Here is a 19,345-nt window from a genome sequence, read left to right on the forward strand (position 1 = left end):
AGCAGTCGATTCACCCAACGCGGGCAAGGGCGCCGGCAGGCCCGCCACCGATTGTCCGAACTGGCGAGGGGGGCTACCAGACAATCGGCGGTCCGCCGAGACTGAGGACCCGCCGGCGACGTGGCGACGCTGGGGATGTCGACGCGGCCGCTGACCGGGCGGGGCTATGAGCTGCCTGTTCCTGCTCAGGCTGGAACGGGGGCACAGGCAGCGGCCCCGCGTTGTGCGCTGGATCCCGTGCCCGACCCGGGCGCGGCGGGAGATCACGCATCAGGAGTGACGAGAGGTGACGGCATGACCAAGACGACGCTCAAACTGGCCGCGATCGGGCTGCTGGCCGCAGCCGGACTCGCCCTGGCCGCCGGCCCGGCAGCCGCCAAGGACGACTTCTTCCCCAGCACGGGCGGGATCGCCCCGATGGGCGAGGAGGCTTGGCCCGGCAAGGGCGGGGTCGCCCCGATGAAGGAGGACTTCTACCCCGGCGGCGGCACGGTCGCTCCAATGAAGGAGGACGCCTGGCCCAGTCACGGCGGGGTTGCCCCGATGAAGGAGGACTTCTACCCCGGCGGCGGCACGGTTGCCCCGATGAAGGAGGACTTCTACCCCGGCACCGGCGGGTGAGCTCCGGGTTGGAGTTCCGACCTGGACTTTGAGCGCGATAGCAGAAGTGCTGGCACCGCCGCTCGATATGCAGCGGCGGACCATCGCCGAGGAAACGCGTGCGCTCGATCTGGATGTCACGCTGTGCGGCAAGGAGGACCATCAGGGCGTGTTTCAGAATGAGGAAGAGTAAAGCAGCAGCGAGTCCGCCGGCCGGGGCATTAAATCTTGGTCGACTGCTGTCTCATCGAAAGCTTCATCTCATCTGCCACCGCTCTGCACAGGCCCATTCTGGCCAGCACCGTCACGATGGAAAAGACTCCAGGCATCTGGGCAATTTCGCAAATATCCACGCAATAGCCTGCTCTTCTGCCTTCATTTCATTAAACTTATTTCGATGGTCGCACGAACACGGGAGGCGGTATTATGCTAAAACTCGGGGCCAAGGTCGCAGCAATTAGCATGGCGGTCCTCGCTACTCTGTCAATCGTAACTCCGGCTGCTAATGCGACTAGTAGCGGCGAGTGGACGACGTATGGCCCCTACAGCTTCGTGTTCGATCTTCAGAACAGAATGTGCATGATCTCCATCTCCGGCGGCGCCACCTATGAGGGAGCCTGCGCAGCCAGCAGCACCAGGGGTCGTTGGCACGTCCGCTACAACTCGGTCACCCATCTGGTCGTACTCCATAACGTGGCCTATGACACCTGTCTGAACGTCGATGGTAACTTTAAAGTCACCACCAGCGGCTGCAGTAGCGTCTGGACTCAAGGGTTCAACGAGGAAAAGATCGCGAATGGCACCAGTAAACACAGTGGCGTATACATGTACCATCCACTGGCTGACGCAAGCAAGTGCCTCGTGAGGGGCTGGTATATCGGCTCCTGCAGCGATAGAGGCGCCACCTACTATCAGTACTACAATGCGCCGTAGGCCACCTTAATAGCTTCCCGAAACAAAAGGCCCCCCACCACCATGTGGTGCGGGGCCTTTTGTATGGTAACCGGCCGCCGTGGAATCCAAAATGCGGAATCCAAAATGAGAATTCACCGGATATATGGCGTTCCACGCGCTCCTTGATAAAGACGGCTGCTCATTCGACGTGACGGCCCCGGGCGCGCCGAAGAGTGGTGGCGGCCGGATATGAGGCAGGGCCGGCGGGTTGGCGGGTCGGCGTACGGAACGGCGTCCGGCTCGACCGGGACGCGGCTTCCCATGGCTGATAATTGACCGGCCCCCGCGAACCTACTGTCCGGACGGGCGCACCAGCCCTGTCTCGTACGCGAAGACCGCGGCCTGGGTCCGGTCACGCAGGCCCAGCTTGACCAGGATGCGGCTCACGTGTGACTTCACGGTCTGCTCCGCCACCACCAGCGCCTCGGCGATCTCCGCGTTCGACAGGCCCTGCGCGATCAGCGACAACACCTCGGACTCGCGTTCCGTCAGGTCGCCGACGCGCTCCTTGAGCGGGGCGCGGGCGGTGCCGCTCAGCCGGGAGAACTCGACGATGAGGCGCTTGGTGATGTTCGGGGCGAGCAGGGCGTCGCCGGCCGCCACCACCCGCACCGCCCGGGCCAGGTCGGCGGCCGAGGCGTCCTTCAGCAGAAAACCGGAGGCGCCCGCGCGCAGGGCCTCATACACGTACTCGTCGAGGTCGAAGGTGGTCAGGACGAGGACCTTGACGGCGGCGCCGGGGGGTTCCATGATCCGGCGGGTCGCCTCGATGCCGCCGAGCCGGGGCATCCGGATGTCCATCAGGACGACGTCCGGGGTGAGCTCGGCGACCTTGGCGACGGCGTCGAGGCCGTCCACGGCCTGGCCGACGACCTCGATGCCGGGTTCGGCGTTGAGCAGCACCGTGAATCCCTGGCGGACCATCATCTGGTCGTCGGCGATCAGTACGCGGATGTTCGTCACGGGGTGTCCTCAACCGGGTCGGCGGGGGGTTTCCGAGGGGTGGCGGGCAGGATCGCGGTCACTTCGTAGCCTCCGTCGGGGGTGGGCCCGACGGCCAGTTCGCCACCCAGCATGGTCGCGCGTTCGCGCATGCCCAGCAGCCCGTGCCCGGCGATCCGGGTCGGCGGGGCAGGCTCGGCCGGGGCGGTGTTGGTGACCCGGATGGCGAGAGCGTGCGGCTCGTACCCGAGCTCCACCCGCGCCCGCGTCCCGGGGGAGTGCCGCATCACGTTGCTGAGGGCCTCCTGAACGATGCGGAACGCCGACAACTCGACGCCCGGCGACAGCGGACGCGGTGCACCGGTGGTCTGGGTGGTGACGGTCTGTCCGGCGTCGCGCACATTGCCGACCAGCTCGTCCAGCCGGTCGAGGGTGGGCTGCGGGGCGTGCCGCGCCCCGTCCGCCAGGGGGTCTTCCGACCGCAGCACGCCCAGCACCCGGCGCAGCTCGGTCAGCGCCTCCACCGCGTTCTCCCGGATCGCCGCGAGGTTCTCCCTCAGCTCGTCGGGCGGGTCCTCGACCAGATGCGGCGCGACCTGTGCCTGGATGGAGATCAAGGACATGTGGTGGGCGAGCACGTCGTGCAGCTCGCGGGCGATCCGGTTGCGCTCCTCCAGCTGGGTGCGCCGGGCCCGCTCCTCGGCGGTGAGCTCCTCCTGCAGGACCAGTTCCGTGCGGGCCACCCGGCTGCCGCGCACGGCCGCGCCGACCACCACCACGGTGGTGAGAACCGCGGCGGCGGTGCCGGCGCCGTAGTTGTGCGCCCGGGAGACGAACAGGCCGCAGGCCAGTCCCACCATGATGCTGATCGCCAGCGCCTCGACCGCGGCCCGGGGGCGGACCCGCAACGCAAGCAGGAGCAGCACCCCGCCCTGCAGGGCGAGCCCGGGGCCGGTCCAGGGGAACAACACGTCTGAGGTGCGCGGCGCCGCGACCGCCGCGACGACGACCATGGCGATCGTCACCGCCCACCAGGCCGGTACCGGCCGGACGAGTGCGAGGACGAGCGCCGCCGACTGGAGCACGCCAAGCAGCACGGCGTACGACGTGTCCAGCTGGTAGAGCGAGACGAGCTGATTGATGTTGGGGATGGCGACGAACGTCGCCGACAGCACCAGTATCAGTGCGAACGCCGGCATCCAGTCCTGCCAGCTGGGCCGCCCCGTACGCGGTAGCGGATCACGCGCCGTCGTCCACAGATCGTCGCGCAGGTTGCGCGGTACCGCCCGCAGTGCCGCCACGAGCCGAGCCCTGACGCCTTTCTCCTCCTTCTGCACGGAAGTCACCCTAAGCACGCCATACCTCCAGCTCTTGCGCGGGCCGCCTCTCGCGTACGGGCCGCCCGTGCTCGTAGACGCCGAACGCGGTCACGCACACCAGCAAGGCCAGAAGGAACGCCGGCAGCCAGGCCAGCCGGGCGAGCAACCAGCCCAAGGTGTCGGGGACGGTGTGCAGGCTGGGCACGGGCGCGTCCGCGAGCAGGCCGAGGGCGGTCACCGTGATCATCGCGGTCTGGTGCCAGAGGAAGATCGTCATCGTGGACAGGTTCACCGCCGCCACGACCGCCCAGGCGGCGGGACGGCGCAGCACCCGCCGCAGCGGCCCGGCCAGCAGCAGCGCCGCACCGCACTGGGCCACCCCGAACGTGACGGCCGCGAGCGTGGGCGGGTTGAGGTTGGAGATCGCGGCGCCGGGCACTCCGACCATGGCGACCGGGTAACCGCCCCAGCCGACGAGCGCCGCGGTGGCGGCGGCGCCGCCGAGCAGCAGCGCCCATCCGGTCGCGCCGCCGCGCAGCCGGCCCCGCCCCCACGCCGCGCCCAGGCAGTACGGCACCAGCCAGCCGGCGGCGAGGTTGATCCAGCCGAGCCAGGCGGGTCCGCCCAGGCCGTACCGGACCAGGTCGACGAGCGTGACGACGGCGAACGGCCACAGCGGGTGCAGCTTCGCCACCAGCGGAGTCACCGCCGTCAGCGCCGCGAAGACCAGCAGGAACCACAACGGGGAGTACACCAGCTTGACGAGCACGCGGACGGTCTCCAGCCCGGCGCCGGAGGCGAGGAGCGCCACGGCGACCAGGACCCATACGACCAGCACGGCGGAGACCGGCCGCGACAGGCGGGCCATCCGTACGCCCAGCCACTGCCCGTACGTCCTGCCCCGGGCGCGCGCCGCGGCGTGACCACGCGCCCCCGTCCAGCCGCCCACCAGGAAGAAGACCGCCAACGTCTGGAACATCCAGGACGAGGGGGCGAGCTGCGGCAGGTGGCGCAGCGGGCTGGCGACACGCACCGTTCCGCTGTCGACGACCAGGGCGGTCACCAGCCAGTGGCCGGCCACCACACCGCCGATGGCCAGTGCGCGCAACGCGTCCACGGCACGGTCGCGGTCGGCGGGAGTCGCCGCGCCGATCCGCCGGGTGAGGTCACGCACCGCGGCCCACCACCGAAGGGACCTGCCCGCGGACGATCCTGGCGATGTTCTCCAGCGCCGGGGAACCCGCCCCCAGATAGTCGGTGTGCCCGCCGTCACCCGCCGCGAAGACGCGCGCGCCGAACTCCGGGGACATCGGATCGACTCCGAACCCGACCGTGACGAACGGAAGACGGAACTGGACGTGCGGCACGCCGGCGATCCAGTCACCGCCACCCCGGCCGGCCCACACCGTCGCCCGGGTCCGCAGCGCGGCGACGTCGGCGGCGGCCACCCCGGCGCTGCCGTACAGGACGATGTCCGCGACGTCCAGGCCGGACGCGGCACGGGCGCAGACCACACTCCCGTAGGAGTGGCACAGCAGCGAGATCCGCGCGCCGGGCCGGGCCACCCGCAACCCCCGGACGAACGCGCGAAGACCGGGGGCGGCCTCATCCGCGCGGCCGGGCGTCAGCGCCGCCAAGCTCATCATGCTGGGCGTCCGATAGCCCATCCAGGCGATGACCGCGGACCGCGCACCGAGCTCCCGCGCCAGTCGCGTCGCGCCACCGTGCAGGCGCCCGTACTTGTCGAGGTTGGTGTCGGCGCCGGGAACCAGCACGGCGATCCGCTCCGCCGTCGACAGGTCGCCGTAGACCTCGGCCGTACGGCCCCCGTCGCGGCCGTCGAAGAACAGGAACTGCCGGGCCGGATCCGCCAGGGCCCCCAGCATCACGGCCCGCCCCCGGTCGCCGTGACCGGCGGCCGTCCGCTCGGCCGCCCGGATGGCCGCACGGCTGGTGGCATATCGCCCGGCCAAAGCCGGGGGAGTCACGGCCCGCGGAGGAGCCCAGGCGGCGGAGACGGCGGGGACGGGCGCGGGGACGGCCGCGGAGCGGGCCGCGCCCGACATCGGCACCGCCACCGAGCCGGCGACGAGCGCGGCGAGCAGGGCACGGCGCAGGCGGCTCCCGCGCGAATTGGGCGCCATGGGGGATGGTCCTTCCGTAACGGATCTCTCTCGTATGTCAGGACCCGAAGTTATGGACCACCCCTTCTGGCCGGCGTCCCGCCAGGGAGCGAACTTCTCGCGTAGCTCTGAAGTACTACGAGTAGGGGCTCCTGCATCGCCGGTAGGTCGTCAGGCGGCGCCGGGGCTCGAACTCGCGGGGAAGCGCGTGTGCGGGACGACCATCGGGGTGAACGTCCGCGGGTCGGGCACGATGTCGCAGGCCAGTCCGAAGACGTCCGCGACGAGCCCCGAGGTCAGCACCTCGGCCGGTGGACCTTCGGCGACCACCTGTCCGCGGTGCATCACGACCAGATGGGAGGCGAACCGGGCGGCCTGGTTGAGGTCGTGGAGCACGGCGACGATGGTCTTGCCCTCGTCGTGCAGTTCCCGGCAGAGCTCCAGCAACTCGTACTGGTGGGCGATGTCGAGGAATGTGGTCGGCTCGTCGAGGAGCAGCAGGTCCGTCTGCTGTGCCAGGACCATGGCGATCCAGGCGCGCTGCCGCTGGCCCCCGGACAGCTCGCTCACCCGCGCCTCCGCGAGATCGGCCAGGCCGGTGCGGTCGAGCGCGAACCCGATCGCCACGTCGTCGTGCGGTGACCACTGGCGGAGCAGCGTGTGATGCGGAAAGCGGCCACGCCGCACCAGGTCTCGCACGGTGATTCCGTCGGGCGCGACCGGGGTCTGCGGCAGGAGCGCCATGTGGCGGGCGGCCTCCTTCCCCCGGTATGTCCAGAGGTCCTTGCCGTGTAGCAGTACGCGTCCACCGGCCGGCTTCAGCCCGCGGGCCAGCGCCTTGATCAGCGTTGACTTGCCACACCCATTGGGGCCGATGATCATGGTGAAGGCGCCGTGCGGGATGTCGAGGCTGACCTCGCGCACGATCGGGGCGCCGCCGTAGGAGAGCGTCACTTTCCGCACGCTCAGCCCTTTCCCGCCCGGTTCGACTGGGGTGTTCACAGGCGTCCCTTTCTCCATTCGCGGACCAGTAGAAAGCCGAGGTAGGCCCCGCCGATCGCCAGCGTGTAGATGCCGACCGGCAGGTTCACCGGGAGGGGCAGCTGCTGCGCGGCGAGATCAGCCAGCACCAGCAGCAGGGCGCCGACCAGCGCGGCCGGGGTCAGATGCGGGCCCGGCCGGCCGGTGACCCGTTTGGCGATCTGCGGGGCGGTCAGCGAGATGAAGGCGACAGGGCCGGCGACGGAGACGGCGCCGGCGGAGAGGACGATCGACAGCGTGACGGCCCAGGCCCGGGTGGATCTCGGCCCGGCCCCGAGCGCCCCGGCGAGTTCGTCGCCCATCTCGCCGATATCCAGGCGCCCGGCGATGAGCGCGACCAACGGCACCGCGACAAGGAGCACCACCCAGATCGTCACCGCGTGACTCCAGGACCGGGCCGCCAGGCTGCCGTTGACGTACGCGGTGAGCACGGCGGCCTTGTCCCGCTCCACGGCGTACACCACGTACTGCGTGAACGCCGTGGCGATCGAGAAGACGCCGATGCCGGCCACGATGAGACGCCCGGGGCTGCGGAACCCGGTCCCGGTCGACACGTAGACCAGCGCCATCGCGGCCGCGGCGCCGGCCAGGGCGCCGACGGGCACCGGCAGCACGCCGGGCAGGTACAGCGCGACGACCGCGGCGCCCGCCCCGGCGCCGGCGGCGAGTCCGATCACATCGGGACTGCCGAGCGGATTGCGGGTGACGGTCTGGAACAGCGCGCCGGAGAGCCCGAGCGCGGCCCCGGTACCGACGGCCACGACGAGGCGCGGCCCACGCAGCCGTCCCAGGACGAACGCCTGCGTGCCGTCCGCGCCTCCGGTGAGAGCACCGGGAAGATCGGTGACCGGGATGCCGAGCCGCCCCAGCGACAGCGTGGCGACGGCGGCCGCGGCGACGAGGACGACCGTGCCGATCGCGACGACCACGGAGACGCGCGCGACCGGGATCGCCACGGCGCGTCCGATCGTGACGAAGCCGCGCGGGGGCGTGGTGCGGTTTCCGGTCATGTGGCGCCCCTCATCCTGCGCACCGTGAGGAGCAGCGCCGGGGCTCCGATGAACGCGGTCACGACGCCCACCATCAGTTCCTGCGGCCGTAGCACCAGGCGGCCCACCACGTCGGCGAGAAGCAACAGAGCGGGACCGATGACGGCGGAGAACGCGATCTGGACCCGGAAATCCAGGCCGGCCAGCGCTCTGACCATGTGGGGTACGGCCAGGCCGACGAAGGCGATGGGGCCGACCGCCGCGGTCGCCGCCGTGCTCAGCAGCACGGCGGCGAGAAGTCCCCCCGAACGCGTCACGGCCGGGTTGGCGCCGAGCGCCGACGCGGACTCGTCGCCGAGCGCGAGCGTGTTGAGGCCCGAGCCGAGCAGCACCGCGACGACGAGACCGGCGACGGCGGGCGGGAGCACAGAGGCGAAGACGTCGAAGTTCCTGCCGCCCAGAGCGCCGACCACCCAGTAGCGGTAGCTGTCGAAGACCTGCGGCTTGCTCAACGCCACCGCCTGCACGTACGCCCCGAGAACCGCCGAGACCACGGCCCCGGCGAGGACGAGCCGTACCGGGCCGCCGGCGGATCCCGCCGCTCCGATGACGTGGACGAGCGCCCCGGCGGTGAGCGCCCCGGCCAGCGCCCACCAGACGGCGGCCCACTGGCCGGACGCGCCCAGGACGGCCGTGGCGGTGACGATCCCGGCGGACGCGCCGGCCGTGATGCCGAGGAGGCCGGGGTCGGCGAGCGGGTTCCTGGTCACGCCCTGCATGAGCGTGCCCGCGACGGCGAGGCAGAGCCCGGCCAGGAGGCCGAGTGCCGTACGCGGATAGCGGCTCTCCACGACGACGGCGATCTCGGGGGGCGCAGTGCCGTTCAGTACGGCGAACACCTGGGAGAGCGAGGTCGGGTGGCTGCCGAACGCGACGCTCGCGAGGATCGCCAGAGCGAGCACGACCAGGGCGAGGAACAGGAAGGACAACCGCCGCGCGCGGCCGGCGCGACTCGCGTCGGCCGTGCGCGGACGGGACAGGGGGCCGATGGACATGGGCGACGGGCCGTCCGCGGGCTCAGCGGCCGAGGGTGGCCACGGCCTTGTCGATCATCGGCAGGTACCGATCGATCACCCACGGAACGGTGAGCGGGTTGATGATCGACGACGCGGTGACGAACGAGTTGTCGTCGCTGGACACGACGCCGCCGCGCTTGACCGCCGGGATCGCGGCGTACAGCTTCTGCGCCTCGATCTCCTTGCGGGTCCTGTCATCGGTGTAGAAGGTGAAGATCAGATCGCTGTTCGCGAGCTTCGGCGCGTTTTCCAGGCCGATCAGGGCGGAGGCGGTGCCCTTGGTCTCCTCGAAGGAGCTCACCACCGGGTCGACCGTGAGCCCCAGCGCCGAGACCATGTCGACCCGCTGTTCCCCCGGCAGGAACACGCCGAGCGTGCCGGGACCGGCGGTGTAGATGTAGGAGAAGGTCACGTCCTTGTACTGCGGGCGGGACGCGGCCGCGTCGGCGAGCTGCCGATTGATCCGCGCGATCAGCGTGTCGCCGTCGGCGGGCCGGCCCAGCGCCTTGGCGATAGTCTGGATCTGCTCGTCCCACTTCGTCGTCCACGGCTCGCCCGGGTAGGCGACGGTGGGCGCGATGTCCTTGAGGATGTCGTACTGCTCCTTGGTGATGCCGGACCAGGGGGCCAGGATCACGTCCGGGTGGAGTTCGACGATCGCGTCGAAGTCGATGTCCTCGCCGCCGTCGAACTGCTTCGGCAGCGTGCCGCCGGCCTTGGTCACCGCCTCATGGATCCACGGCAGGTAGCCGGTCTTGTCGCTGCCCCACGCGTAGCTCTCGATGCCCACCGGTGTGTGGCCCAGCGCGATCGCGGTCTCGGTCGAGCCCTGTCCGAGGGTGACGATCCGTTCCGGCTTCTCGTTGATCGTCGCCTGGCCGAGCGCGCTGTCGATCGTGACGGGGAAGGCGGCGCCCGCGGCTTTCGCCGGTTCGGGGGCGGGCTTCTCGTCGGTCGACGAGCAGGCTCCCAGGGCGAGGACCGCCACGGTGGCGATCGTCGAGACAGTGAGCGCGCGGCGGCGCACACGGGTGAACGAGAACGGCATCGAAGTTCCTTGTGTTCTGCGAACTGCGCGGGTCGTGTTTTCCCCCGCGGGGGAGGCGGAGGTATGCGCCCCCGGAATGAGCCCAGGCGGGAAACCGTGCAGGTCGCCACCAGAGGTGCGCACTTAGGTGAGGCTAACCTAACCAATATGGCGATCGCAATCTACCTACCGCTGACCGGGCCATTGCCTGGCGCCCGTTTCGCCGCGTGCGGCTTCGGTCCGCCGCGCGCAGAGACCGGGAAGGTACGCGAACGCATGGTTTTTCATGACCCGCCACGGACTGTGGCCGAGCGAAGGCGTCGAACAAACCCTGCCAGATTGGGTTCGTCGGGCCGGGCACGAGCGAAGGACAGCGTCCGGAGCGCCATTCGGACGCGAGTCGTGCCGATGGCCGCGCGGCCCGGCTCGACGACACAGGGCTATGAGCACATCGACCTGCGGCGGTCCGGCATCCGGGATACCTCGACGATCACGGACCGGTACGCCGCCGGATACACAGGCATCCATTGGCATCCATAGGAGGAAGAAGTGGCGGCGCGGAGTATTCGATATGCCGGCGTGCACGTGGCGGCGGCTCTGCTGTCGGTGACGCTGCTCGCCGGCTGCGGCGGCAACACGGCCACCACCGCGGCGGAGGAAGGCGCGGGCGCCCCCAAACCGGCGGCGACTCCCACGAGCACCGATGCCGAGTACACCGGCGCGTGTCCGACGGGAGGCAACGCCAAGCGGTTCGCCAAGACCCGCTTCGCGCTGCACGCGGGTCTCGCGCTGGGCGCTTTTCATCGCTACATCTACAAGCCCCTGCGCGCCGGCGGCTTCCAGGCCGGGGCGGAGAAGCGGAAGCGCACATTCGTCAAGGCGGCGGTGGCCGGTGCTTTCGCCCTTCATCAGCTGAAGGTCGCCAAGGGGTTCGCCGTGGCCAATCCGACGCTGTGCAAGTCCGTTGAAGGGGTCACCGGCCACTTCACCCACCTCACGGACAGACTGAAGAGCGGCACCGCCACACCGGCCGACCTCGACGCCAGCAAGAGCTCCATTGACGCCCTCCAGGGTCACGCCGGGCAGACGGGTTACCCGTTCAAGGAGCAGAACGTCAGCATCCCCGGCGCCGCCTGACCGGCCCAGGGGACGCGGCCGCTCGCGGCCGGCCACCATGGCCGGATCGATGAGACGGGAGAGCAGAAGAGCTCCTGGGTGAGATGCCCAGGGGCTCTTCTGCCACTTCGCTGAAACCACCGGACGCGAAGCGGATTCGCGGACGGCGGCCCGAACCCGTGGCGTGAAAGGTGGATCAATGAATGTGGATGTGGTCCTGCCCTGCCTGGACGAGGCCGGAGCGCTGCCCTGGGTGATCGGCCGCCTCCCGCCGGGATTCCGCGCCATCGTGGTGGACAACGGCTCGTCCGACGGGTCGGCGGAGATCGCCCGCTCACTCGGGGCCGTCGTCGTGGCGGAACCCCGGCGCGGCTTCGGCGCGGCCTGCCGCCGGGGCCTGATCGCGGCCACCACGGACGTGGTGTGCTTCTGTGACTGTGACGCCACCCTGGACCCCCGGCAGCTCCCTCGGGTGGCCGGACCGGTCCTCCAGGGCGACGCGGATCTGGTGCTCGGGCGCCGACGGCCCGTCGCCAGGGGCGCCTGGCCGCTGCCCGCGCGGCTCGCCAACCGTGAACTCGCCCGGCTCATACGGCGCCGCACCGGCGTGCGCGTACACGACCTCGGGCCGATGCGGGCGGCCCGGCGCGCGGAGCTTCTCGCGCTGAACCTGGCCGACCGGCGGTCCGGGTACTCGCTGGAGATGCTGGTGCGCGCCGCCGACGCCGGCTGGCGGGTGAGTGAGACCGACGTGGACTACCGTCCGCGCATCGGCCGCTCGAAAGTCACCGGGACCGCGCGCGGTTACTGGCAGGCCGTGCGCGACATGCGTAAGGTGCTCGCCCGGTGAGGACAGGGGGCGGGGGCGGCTTGCGCATGACCTTGCTGGTCATCGCGAAGGAACCGTTGCCCGGCCGGGTCAAGACCCGGTTGGTGCCGCCCTACACCTTCGAGCAGGCCGCTCAGCTGGCCGAGGCGGCGTTGTCCGACACGCTCGCGGCGGCGCGCACGGTTCCCGCGTGCCGCCGCGTCCTGATTCTGGAGGGGCGGCCCGGGCCGTGGCTGCCGGACGGCTTCGACGTGATCCCGCAGAGTGGCGGCACGCTCGACGAGCGGCTCGCCTCGGCGTTCGCCGCGGTTCGCGGGCCGGCGCTGCTGATCGGCATGGACACCCCGCAGGTGGCGCCGGAACTGCTCGCGGTCGAATGGGACGGCGTCGACGCGTGGTTCGGTCCCGCCGCGGACGGCGGGTTCTGGGCGCTCGGCCTGCGTGTGCCGGATCCGGATCTCGTGCGCGGCGTCCCCGTCTCCACGCCGGACACCGGCGCCGCGCAGCTCCTGAGGTTGCGCGCGGCCGGACTGCGGGTGGCCGAGCTGCCGCTCCTGCGGGACGTCGACACCGCCGAGGACGCCGCCGCGGTGGCCGCCCTCGCGCCGGGTAGTCGGTTCGCCGCCTGCCTGGCCCGGATCGCCGCGGGGCGGGTCGATCGCCCGTGAGCTTCGGGGCGGAGGCGGGACCGCCGCCCGCACAAGGTCCGCGTGTCTGGGAGAAGGGCGCGCGCGCCGTCTCCCGCTTCGCCGCGGTGGCGGGGCTCGCGGCGATCGCGGTGTTCCTGTCGACCGCCGTGCGCCGCCTGGACCATCCGTACGCGCTCGAGTGGCTGGAGGGCAACTCCCTGGTCGAGGTGTGGCGGCTCCGCGCCGGACTGCCGCTGTACTCCGCCCCCACCGTCGACTATGTGCCGGACGGTTATCCGCCGCTGTACTTCGTCATCTCGGCGGGCCCCGCCGCTCTCCTGGGAGAGTCCTACCTGCCGCTCCGGCTGGTGTCGTCGCTCGCGTCGATGGCCTGCTTCGTGGCGCTCGCCCGGCTTGTCCAGCGGGAGACCGGCGATCTCGCCGCCGGAGTCGCGGCGGCGGGGCTGTACGCCGCGACCTACTTCGCGGCCGGCGCGTGGTTCGATCTCGCCCGGGTGGACTCGCTGTTCCTCGCCTTCAGCCTGGCGGGGCTGTACGGCGCCCGTTGGATGCGCCGGACGCGAGGCGCGGTGGCGTCGGGCGCGCTGCTCGCCGCGGCGTTTCTCACCAAGCAGAACGCGCTCGCCGAGGTGGTGGTGGTCACCGCGGTCCTGCTCTGCGGCGCCTCCCGCCGCCTGGCGGTGATCATGGCGGGGACGTTCGCGGGTGCGGTCGCGCTGGTCACGCTCGTCTGGGGTGCGGCAAGCCGGGGCTGGTATGTGTTCTACGTCTTCGAACTGCTCGGACAGCATCCCTGGGAGCGGGGAGCGTGGGCCGGGTTCTGGACCTGGTACCTGTTTCCGATCATGGGGGTCGCTCTCGGTGCGGCGCTGCTCGCGGTGGGGAGGGTCACCCCGGTCGTCGGCGCGGGCTGCCTCGCCCTGATGGCGGAGGGTTATGCGGGCCTGCTGCACACGGGCGGCGCGGTCAACACCATGCTCCCCGCCTTCGCGGCGGTGGCGCTGCTCGCCGGCGTCGCGATGGGTGGTCCCCGTCCGGAGTGGCGCCGCGCCGCGGCCGGTGCGCTGGTCCTGCTGCAGATCGCCTTCCTGGCCGCGACGACGTTCGCCCCGGCCCGGATGGTCCCCACCGCCGCCGACCGGCGCGTGGGCGACGCGCTGGTCGCGTGGGTGCGGGGGTTCGGCGGCCGGGTGGCGGTCTTCTCCGATCCCGGTCTCGGCATGGCGGCCGGGCTGCCGCCGGTGGCCCATCGGGGGGCCGTCTACGACATCGTGCGCGGCACGAGCGCCGCCGCCAAGGCGTCGCTGGGTCGGTCCATCGCGCGGGCGATCGAGGAACGGCGGTTCGCGGCGATCGTCGTCGAGCAATCTCAGGACCTCAAAGGTCTCGCGGCCGGCCTGGCCCGGACCTACCGCCGCTGCCCGGGAACGCTGCTCGCGGGCGTTCCCCGGCAGGTGTTCCGTCCGGTGACCGGGCCCTCGGTACGGCCGGCCGAGCTGTGGCTCCCCGCCGGCGGCGCATCCTGCGCGGCGGCCTTCCACCGGCTCGCGGTGGAACTGACCCGGAACGCCGGAGCGTAATCGCGTCGATACAATACGCGAAGGGGGCATGTCCGAATATTTCTAGCGGGCCGGTGTTCGTGCGCGAATACCGGCGGGCGCCGACGCGGGGGTGGTGATCCGGTGCCAGATCAGCCGGGCGAAGAGCAGGGGCGCGAGGGCGGCGAGTCCGTGTGGCGGAGGGGTGGCGCGTGGGTGCGGTCGCATCCACCGCCCGGGCCGTTCCGGCCGGACTTCTGGCGCAGTCCGCTGCGTGGTTCCTGGTTGACCTCGGTGTTCGGTCTGGTCCTGCTGGTCGGCATCCCGATCATCGCGATCACCGGCCTGCTGTCGTACGCCGCGTACAACCCGTGGCTGCCCGGCAACGACACGACACCGGAGCGAGGCCTGCTCGGGTTCTATTTCTTCGACTGGCCGACCTGGCCCGCGTGGCTGTACCGGGTCACGCAGGGAATCCACGTCATCCTCGGGCTGACGCTCATCCCCGTGCTGCTGGCCAAGCTGTGGTCGGTCATCCCCAAACTGTTCGCCTGGCCGCCGGCCCGCTCTTTGGCCATGGCCGTCGAACGCGCCAGCCTGCTGCTGCTTGTCGGCGGCGCGGTGTTCGAGTTCGTGACCGGTGTGCTCAACATCCAGCTCTTCTACACCGCGTTCCCGTTCTCCTTCTATCCGGCGCACCTCTACGGAGCGTGGATCTTCATCGCCGCGTTCGCCGTCCACGTCGTGCTCAAGCTGCCGCGGATGGTCAGCGCGCTGCGGTCACGGAGCCTGCGCCGCGAACTCCGCACGGGCCTGGACGGCACAAGGCCGGAGCCCCCCGACCCCGACGGCCTGGTGGCCACCCGTCCCGCGGAGCCCAGCCTCTCCCGGCGCGGTCTCCTCGGGTTCGTCGGCGGCGGCTCCCTGCTGATCTTCGGTCTGTCCGTGGGGCAGACCCTGGACGGGCCGCTGCGCCGCACCGCCCTGCTCGCCCCGCATGGACGCATGTACGGTCTGGGGCCGAACGACTTCCAGGTGAACAAGTCCGCGTCCGCCATGGGTGTCAACCCGATGAGCACCGGTCCCGGCTGGCGGCTGGAGCTGGCCGGGACCGACCTGCGGCTGTCACGCGCGGAACTGCTGGCGCTGCCGCAGTACACCTACGCGCTGCCCATCGCATGCGTGGAGGGCTGGTCGACCCAGCAGACGTGGACCGGCCCGCGCCTCGCCGACCTCGCCCGGCTCGCGGGGGCGGTCCCGGGCCGCGTCGAGGCCTACGTGGAGTCGCTGGAACGCGGCGGCGCGTTCTCCGAGGCGTCGCTGAGCGCCCGGCAGGTGGCCGACCACCGCTCCCTGCTGGCGTTGCGGGTCAACGGTGCGGATCTCTCCCTCGACCACGGCTATCCGGCCCGGATCATGGTCCCGAACGCGCCCGGCGTGCACAACACCAAGTGGGTGCGCAGGCTCACCTTCCGGCCTCCGAGCGGGTGACGGCGATGATCTCCCGGGTGCGTTCCCTGCGGCAGTGGGCCGTCGGCCGCTACGGCGCCGACCCGCTGCACCTGCTCGCGCTGCTCGCCTGCTTCACGCTGGCCGGCTACGCCGCGAGCCGTGTCGTCGTGGCCGGCATCTGGGTGGGCTTCGTCGTGTGGTTCGTCGGTGCGGCGATCATCCATGACCTTGTGCTCTATCCTCTGTACGCCGTCGCCGACATCGCCGTGCGGTGGCGACCCTGGCGTCGTGTGCGGCCGTCGGCCGTGCTCTCCCACCCGCCGCCGTGGATCAACTACCTGCGCGTTCCCCTCGCCCTGTCGGCGCTGTTGCTGCTTGTCTGGTTCCCGCTGATCCTCCGCCTGTCCCAGGACGGGTACCGGAGGTCGGTGGCGCTGGACACGACCCCCTTCCTGGGACGGTGGCTCCTGGTGACCGGCCTGCTCTTCGCCGGATCGGCGCTGGCCTACGCCGTCAGGCTGCGCCGACGGGCGCCGGGGGAGGGGAGCGGCCCCGGCTCACGACCGGACGACCCACCCGGCCCCGGACAGGGGTGACCGGCCGTCCGACACGCAAACCAACCGGACGAGGTGCCTGTGTGAGCACGCGAGCGATCAGCGACTACGCCTTGCTGTCGGACTGCCGGTCAGCGGCCCTGGTCTCGTCGGACGGCTCGGTCGACTGGCTGTGCTCTCCCCGCTTCGACAGCCCGGCGATCTTCGCCCGGTTGCTGGACGAGAACGCCGGACACTGGTCCGTCGGCCCGGCCTGCCCGGCTGAGATCACCCGCAGGTACCTGGACGACACCCTTGTGGTCGAGACGACCTTCCGCACCGCGACCGGGACCGCGGTGCTCCGCGACACGCTCGCCCTCGGCCGCCGGGAACGCGGGCACGCGCTCGGCGTGGCCTCGCCGAGCGCCCTCCTGCGTGAGGTGTCCTGCGTCGAGGGGCAGGTGCCGATCACCGTGGACTTCGCCCCCCGGCCCGAGTTCGGGCTCATCCGGCCTCTGATGGAACCGGTGCGCGGCGGGCTGGTGGCGCGAGGAGGAGCGCAGGTGCTGACTTTGTCGTGCCCGGTCGAACTGCACGTGCGCGACGCCACCGCGCGGGCCACGGTCACCCTGCGCGCCGGACAGCGGCTCGGCCTCGCCCTGCGCACCGGGCCGGTCTGGGAGCCGGCCCCGCCGTGCTGGCGCCCCGGGCGCGTCCACCGCCGGATCGGGGACACGGCGCGGGGCTGGCGCTCCTGGTCCCGTGAGCACGCGCGCTACCAGGGCCCCTGGCGGGAACAGGTCGGGCACAGCGGGCGAGTGTTGCGCGCGCTCACCTTCGCACCCACCGGCGCCATCGTCGCCGCGGCGACCACCTCGCTGCCCGAGTGCGTCGGCGGCGAGCGGAACTGGGACTACCGCTATACCTGGATACGGGATGCCAGCCTCACGCTGCAGGCGCTCGCCACCGCGGCGTGCGAGAAGGAGGAGACCGCGTTCTTCTCCTTCCTCGCCGGTGCCGCGGCCGGTCTGCTCGACCGCGACACCGACCTGCCGATCATGTACGGCGTGGGTGGCGAACGTGACCTGAGTGAGAGGATCCTGCCGCACCTGACCGGGTGGCGCGGCAGCGCCCCGGTGCGGATCGGCAACGACGCCTGGCGCCAGCGTCAGATCGACGTCTACGGCGAACTGCTCGACGCGGCCTACGAGCTTTCCCCCAGCCGGTTCGACCCGCTCACGCGCTCCTTCCTGCTCGGCGCGGCCGAATCGGCCGCGCGCCGCTGGCAGGAACCCGACCAGGGCATGTGGGAGGTCCGCGGCCCGAGCCGGCAATTCCTGCATTCGAAACTCATGTGCTGGGTCGCCCTGGACCGGGCTGTCGCCCTGGCCCCCGTTCTCGGCGCCACCGACAGGGTGCCCTTCTGGGAAGACACGCGCGAGCGGATCCGGGCGGCGATCCTCACCCGGGGCTGGAACGAGGACGTGGGCGCGTTCACCCAGGTACTCGACGGGACGGACCTGGACGCGTCGGCGCTGACGCTCCCGCTGGTGGGGTTCCTGCCCGGCGACGATCCGCGGGTGCGGTCGACTGTGGAAGCCGTCGCGACGCGGCTGGCGGACCGGCGTGGGCTGGTGCTCCGCTACCGTACCCGCGACGGGATCACCGGCCCCGAGGGGACGTTCCTGCTGTGCACCTTCTGGCTCGCCCACGCGTTGGCCCTCACCGGCCAGGCCGGACGCGGCGAGCGGGTGTTCCGTACCGCGGCCTCGCACGCCAACGACGTCGGCCTGCTGGCCGAGGAGGTGGACCAGGTCACCGGGGAACCGATCGGGAACTTCCCCCAGGCCTTCAGCCACATCGGCCTGATCAACGCCGCCCGGGCGATCGGCGACGTCGGCCGGCCGTCGTGCCCGTGACGGGCGGTTCAGCCGAGCGGCGCGGTGGCGAACTCCCTCATCCCGGCCGCGAAGCCGACGCGGGCGCGGAATCCGAGCTCCGCCGCGGCCCGGTCCGGCGAGGCGACGATGTGCCGCACGTCTCCCAGCCGGTACTCACCGGTGATCACCGGCTCGGGGCCGCCGCGTTCCGCGGCGAGCGCGGCCGCCAGCTCACCGACGGTGTGCGGCTCTCCGCTGGCGATGTTGTACGCGGCCAACGCGCCGGGCACCCCGGCACCGAGCGCGACGACGTTCGCGCGGGCGACATCACGCACGTGGACGAAGTCACGCAACTGCCCGCCGTCCTCGAACACCGCCGGCGCCCGCCTCGCCTCCAGCGCGGATCGGAAGATCGCGGCCACACCGGAGTACGGAGTGTCCCTGGGCATCCGGGGACCGTACACATTGTGGTAGCGCAGCGCGACCACCGTGCCACCGGTCTCGCGTGCCCAGTTCGCGGCCAGGTGCTCCTGGGCGACCTTGGTGGTCGCGTAGACACCGCGCGGGTCCAGGGGCGCGCCCTCGCCGATGGCGGCCGGGGTCAGCGCGGCGCCGCAGCGCGGACAGCGTGGATCGAAGAACCCGGCCGCCAGATCCCGTACGGCGCGGGGTCCCGGCCGCACCCTGCCGTGCGCGGCGCAGTCATAGGCGCCCTCGCCGTAGACGACCATCGACGAGGCGAGGACCAGCCGCGCGACGCGGCGCCGTGCCATCGCGGCCAGCAGCGCAGCGGTGCCGTACGTGTTCACGGAGACGTAGGAGGGCATGTCCGCGATGTCCACGCCGAGCCCGACCTTGGCCGCCAGGTGCACGACCGCGTCCACGCCGTCCGTCGCGCGGTCCAGCGCGGCCGCGTCCCGGATGTCCGCGCCGTCGCGCACGTCGAAGCCGGACGTGTCATGACCGGCCTCGACAAGGATCTCGGCGACGTGGCTTCCGATGAAGCCGGCCGCTCCGGTGACCAGAACTCTCACTCGCCGAGAGTAACCGGCCGCCCACTCCCGCGCCCGCTTCACGACCCCGCGTACGTGGCGCGACCGCCCGGCGAGGTCTCGCGGCGTTCGGCTGAGCGCCTCCGTCGAGCTGCCGCCGCGCGAGGTGGACAATCTGTACAGCATATCCGCGCGACCGCTCGACAAACATGGCAGATCGAATAGCGACTTTCTGGTTTCTTGCGCAGCTCCTTTCGCATGCGTTCCCATATGCGAAGTCCGCC

Annotated in this window: 19 protein-coding genes; 10 read left to right on the forward strand and 9 right to left on the reverse strand. The window is 71.4% G+C overall.

Features of this window, described 5'->3' with window-relative positions; genetic code table 11:
- Window positions 1-294: 294 nt before the first annotated feature.
- From AWQ71_RS27415 to AWQ71_RS41995, 3 genes are all read left to right on the forward strand, one after another.
- The gene (locus tag AWQ71_RS27415) at window positions 295-621 is read left to right on the forward strand and encodes a hypothetical protein (protein ID WP_067138124.1); all 327 of its coding nucleotides are present in this window, start codon (window positions 295-297) and stop codon (window positions 619-621) included.
- Between the two features lie 28 nt (window positions 622-649).
- On the forward strand, window positions 650-793 hold the full coding sequence (locus AWQ71_RS41990) for a hypothetical protein (protein WP_157570604.1): 144 nt from the start codon (window positions 650-652) through the stop codon (window positions 791-793).
- Window positions 794-1,179: 386 nt separating this feature from the next.
- Window positions 1,180-1,533 (forward strand): ricin-type beta-trefoil lectin domain protein, encoded by a 354-nt coding sequence (locus AWQ71_RS41995; protein ID WP_157570605.1) that lies wholly within the window; start codon window positions 1,180-1,182, stop codon window positions 1,531-1,533.
- Between the two features lie 312 nt (window positions 1,534-1,845).
- Here AWQ71_RS41995 and AWQ71_RS27420 read toward each other — a convergent pair whose 3' ends face one another.
- The 8 genes from AWQ71_RS27420 to AWQ71_RS27455 all read right to left on the reverse strand — a co-directional run bounded on the left by AWQ71_RS27420 (window position 1,846) and on the right by AWQ71_RS27455 (window position 10,092).
- On the reverse strand, window positions 1,846-2,517 hold the full coding sequence (locus AWQ71_RS27420; RefSeq protein ID WP_067138126.1) for a response regulator: 672 nt from the start codon (window positions 2,515-2,517) through the stop codon (window positions 1,846-1,848).
- On the reverse strand, window positions 2,514-3,833 hold the full coding sequence (locus AWQ71_RS27425; RefSeq protein WP_067138210.1) for a sensor histidine kinase: 1,320 nt from the start codon (window positions 3,831-3,833) through the stop codon (window positions 2,514-2,516). The genes AWQ71_RS27420 and AWQ71_RS27425 overlap by 4 nt, the downstream gene beginning before the upstream one ends.
- Window positions 3,834-3,843: 10 nt before the next feature.
- On the reverse strand, window positions 3,844-4,989 hold the full coding sequence (locus AWQ71_RS27430) for an acyltransferase family protein (RefSeq protein WP_067138129.1): 1,146 nt from the start codon (window positions 4,987-4,989) through the stop codon (window positions 3,844-3,846).
- On the reverse strand, window positions 4,982-5,959 hold the full coding sequence (locus AWQ71_RS27435; protein WP_067138131.1) for an alpha/beta hydrolase: 978 nt from the start codon (window positions 5,957-5,959) through the stop codon (window positions 4,982-4,984). Before AWQ71_RS27435 ends, AWQ71_RS27430 begins: the two co-directional genes overlap by 8 nt.
- A 150-nt stretch (window positions 5,960-6,109) precedes the next feature.
- Window positions 6,110-6,958: an ABC transporter ATP-binding protein gene (locus AWQ71_RS27440; protein WP_067138133.1), complete on the reverse strand. Its 849-nt coding sequence runs from the start codon at window positions 6,956-6,958 to the stop codon at window positions 6,110-6,112.
- Window positions 6,937-7,989, reverse strand: coding sequence for a FecCD family ABC transporter permease (locus AWQ71_RS27445; protein ID WP_067138135.1), 1,053 nt, complete (start codon window positions 7,987-7,989; stop codon window positions 6,937-6,939). The genes AWQ71_RS27440 and AWQ71_RS27445 overlap by 22 nt, the downstream gene beginning before the upstream one ends.
- Window positions 7,986-9,023 carry a FecCD family ABC transporter permease gene (locus AWQ71_RS27450; RefSeq protein WP_067138137.1) on the reverse strand — a complete coding sequence of 346 codons (1,038 nt, stop codon included), beginning with the start codon at window positions 9,021-9,023 and terminating at the stop codon, window positions 7,986-7,988. The genes AWQ71_RS27445 and AWQ71_RS27450 overlap by 4 nt, the downstream gene beginning before the upstream one ends.
- 22 nt (window positions 9,024-9,045) lie before the next feature.
- On the reverse strand, window positions 9,046-10,092 hold the full coding sequence (locus AWQ71_RS27455; RefSeq protein ID WP_067138138.1) for an iron-siderophore ABC transporter substrate-binding protein: 1,047 nt from the start codon (window positions 10,090-10,092) through the stop codon (window positions 9,046-9,048).
- A gap of 528 nt (window positions 10,093-10,620) precedes the next feature.
- Between AWQ71_RS27455 and AWQ71_RS27460 the strand changes: the two genes are divergently transcribed.
- From AWQ71_RS27460 to AWQ71_RS27490, 7 genes are all read left to right on the forward strand, one after another.
- Window positions 10,621-11,208 carry a hypothetical protein gene (locus tag AWQ71_RS27460; RefSeq protein WP_157570606.1) on the forward strand — a complete coding sequence of 196 codons (588 nt, stop codon included), beginning with the start codon at window positions 10,621-10,623 and terminating at the stop codon, window positions 11,206-11,208.
- A gap of 178 nt (window positions 11,209-11,386) precedes the next feature.
- Window positions 11,387-12,037, forward strand: a complete 651-nt coding sequence (locus AWQ71_RS27465) for a glycosyltransferase family 2 protein (RefSeq protein WP_067138139.1) — start codon at window positions 11,387-11,389, stop codon at window positions 12,035-12,037.
- A 26-nt stretch (window positions 12,038-12,063) separates the two neighbouring features.
- Window positions 12,064-12,684: a TIGR04282 family arsenosugar biosynthesis glycosyltransferase gene (locus AWQ71_RS27470; RefSeq protein WP_067138140.1), complete on the forward strand. Its 621-nt coding sequence runs from the start codon at window positions 12,064-12,066 to the stop codon at window positions 12,682-12,684.
- Window positions 12,681-14,246 carry an ArnT family glycosyltransferase gene (locus AWQ71_RS27475; RefSeq protein WP_067138141.1) on the forward strand — a complete coding sequence of 522 codons (1,566 nt, stop codon included), beginning with the start codon at window positions 12,681-12,683 and terminating at the stop codon, window positions 14,244-14,246. The genes AWQ71_RS27470 and AWQ71_RS27475 overlap by 4 nt, the downstream gene beginning before the upstream one ends.
- 102 nt (window positions 14,247-14,348) lie before the next feature.
- Window positions 14,349-15,695, forward strand: a complete 1,347-nt coding sequence (locus AWQ71_RS27480) for a molybdopterin-dependent oxidoreductase (protein ID WP_084259353.1) — start codon at window positions 14,349-14,351, stop codon at window positions 15,693-15,695.
- A gap of 17 nt (window positions 15,696-15,712) precedes the next feature.
- Window positions 15,713-16,252 (forward strand): hypothetical protein, encoded by a 540-nt coding sequence (locus AWQ71_RS27485; RefSeq protein WP_218001983.1) that lies wholly within the window; start codon window positions 15,713-15,715, stop codon window positions 16,250-16,252.
- A gap of 41 nt (window positions 16,253-16,293) precedes the next feature.
- Window positions 16,294-18,108: a glycoside hydrolase family 15 protein gene (locus AWQ71_RS27490; RefSeq protein ID WP_067138143.1), complete on the forward strand. Its 1,815-nt coding sequence runs from the start codon at window positions 16,294-16,296 to the stop codon at window positions 18,106-18,108.
- 8 nt (window positions 18,109-18,116) lie between these two features.
- Here AWQ71_RS27490 and AWQ71_RS27495 read toward each other — a convergent pair whose 3' ends face one another.
- Window positions 18,117-19,103: an NAD-dependent epimerase/dehydratase family protein gene (locus AWQ71_RS27495; RefSeq protein ID WP_067138144.1), complete on the reverse strand. Its 987-nt coding sequence runs from the start codon at window positions 19,101-19,103 to the stop codon at window positions 18,117-18,119.
- Between the last annotated feature and the right edge of the window lie 242 nt (window positions 19,104-19,345).

It is taken from the genome of Microtetraspora malaysiensis (genome assembly GCF_001528665.1).
GTDB lineage: Bacteria > Actinomycetota > Actinomycetes > Streptosporangiales > Streptosporangiaceae > Microtetraspora_A > Microtetraspora_A malaysiensis.

Coding starts and splice junctions, on each gene's coding strand:
- AWQ71_RS27445 (WP_067138135.1), bottom strand. CDS start 7,989: ATGACCGGAAACCGCACCACGCCCCCGCGCGGCTTCGTCACGATCGGA.
- AWQ71_RS27470 (WP_067138140.1), top strand. CDS start 12,064: ATGACCTTGCTGGTCATCGCGAAGGAACCGTTGCCCGGCCGGGTCAAG.
- AWQ71_RS27465 (WP_067138139.1), top strand. CDS start 11,387: ATGAATGTGGATGTGGTCCTGCCCTGCCTGGACGAGGCCGGAGCGCTG.
- AWQ71_RS27415 (WP_067138124.1), top strand. CDS start 295: ATGACCAAGACGACGCTCAAACTGGCCGCGATCGGGCTGCTGGCCGCA.
- AWQ71_RS27435 (WP_067138131.1), bottom strand. CDS start 5,959: ATGGCGCCCAATTCGCGCGGGAGCCGCCTGCGCCGTGCCCTGCTCGCC.
- AWQ71_RS27455 (WP_067138138.1), bottom strand. CDS start 10,092: ATGCCGTTCTCGTTCACCCGTGTGCGCCGCCGCGCGCTCACTGTCTCG.
- AWQ71_RS41995 (WP_157570605.1), top strand. CDS start 1,180: ATGATCTCCATCTCCGGCGGCGCCACCTATGAGGGAGCCTGCGCAGCC.
- AWQ71_RS27440 (WP_067138133.1), bottom strand. CDS start 6,958: ATGGAGAAAGGGACGCCTGTGAACACCCCAGTCGAACCGGGCGGGAAA.
- AWQ71_RS27450 (WP_067138137.1), bottom strand. CDS start 9,023: ATGTCCATCGGCCCCCTGTCCCGTCCGCGCACGGCCGACGCGAGTCGC.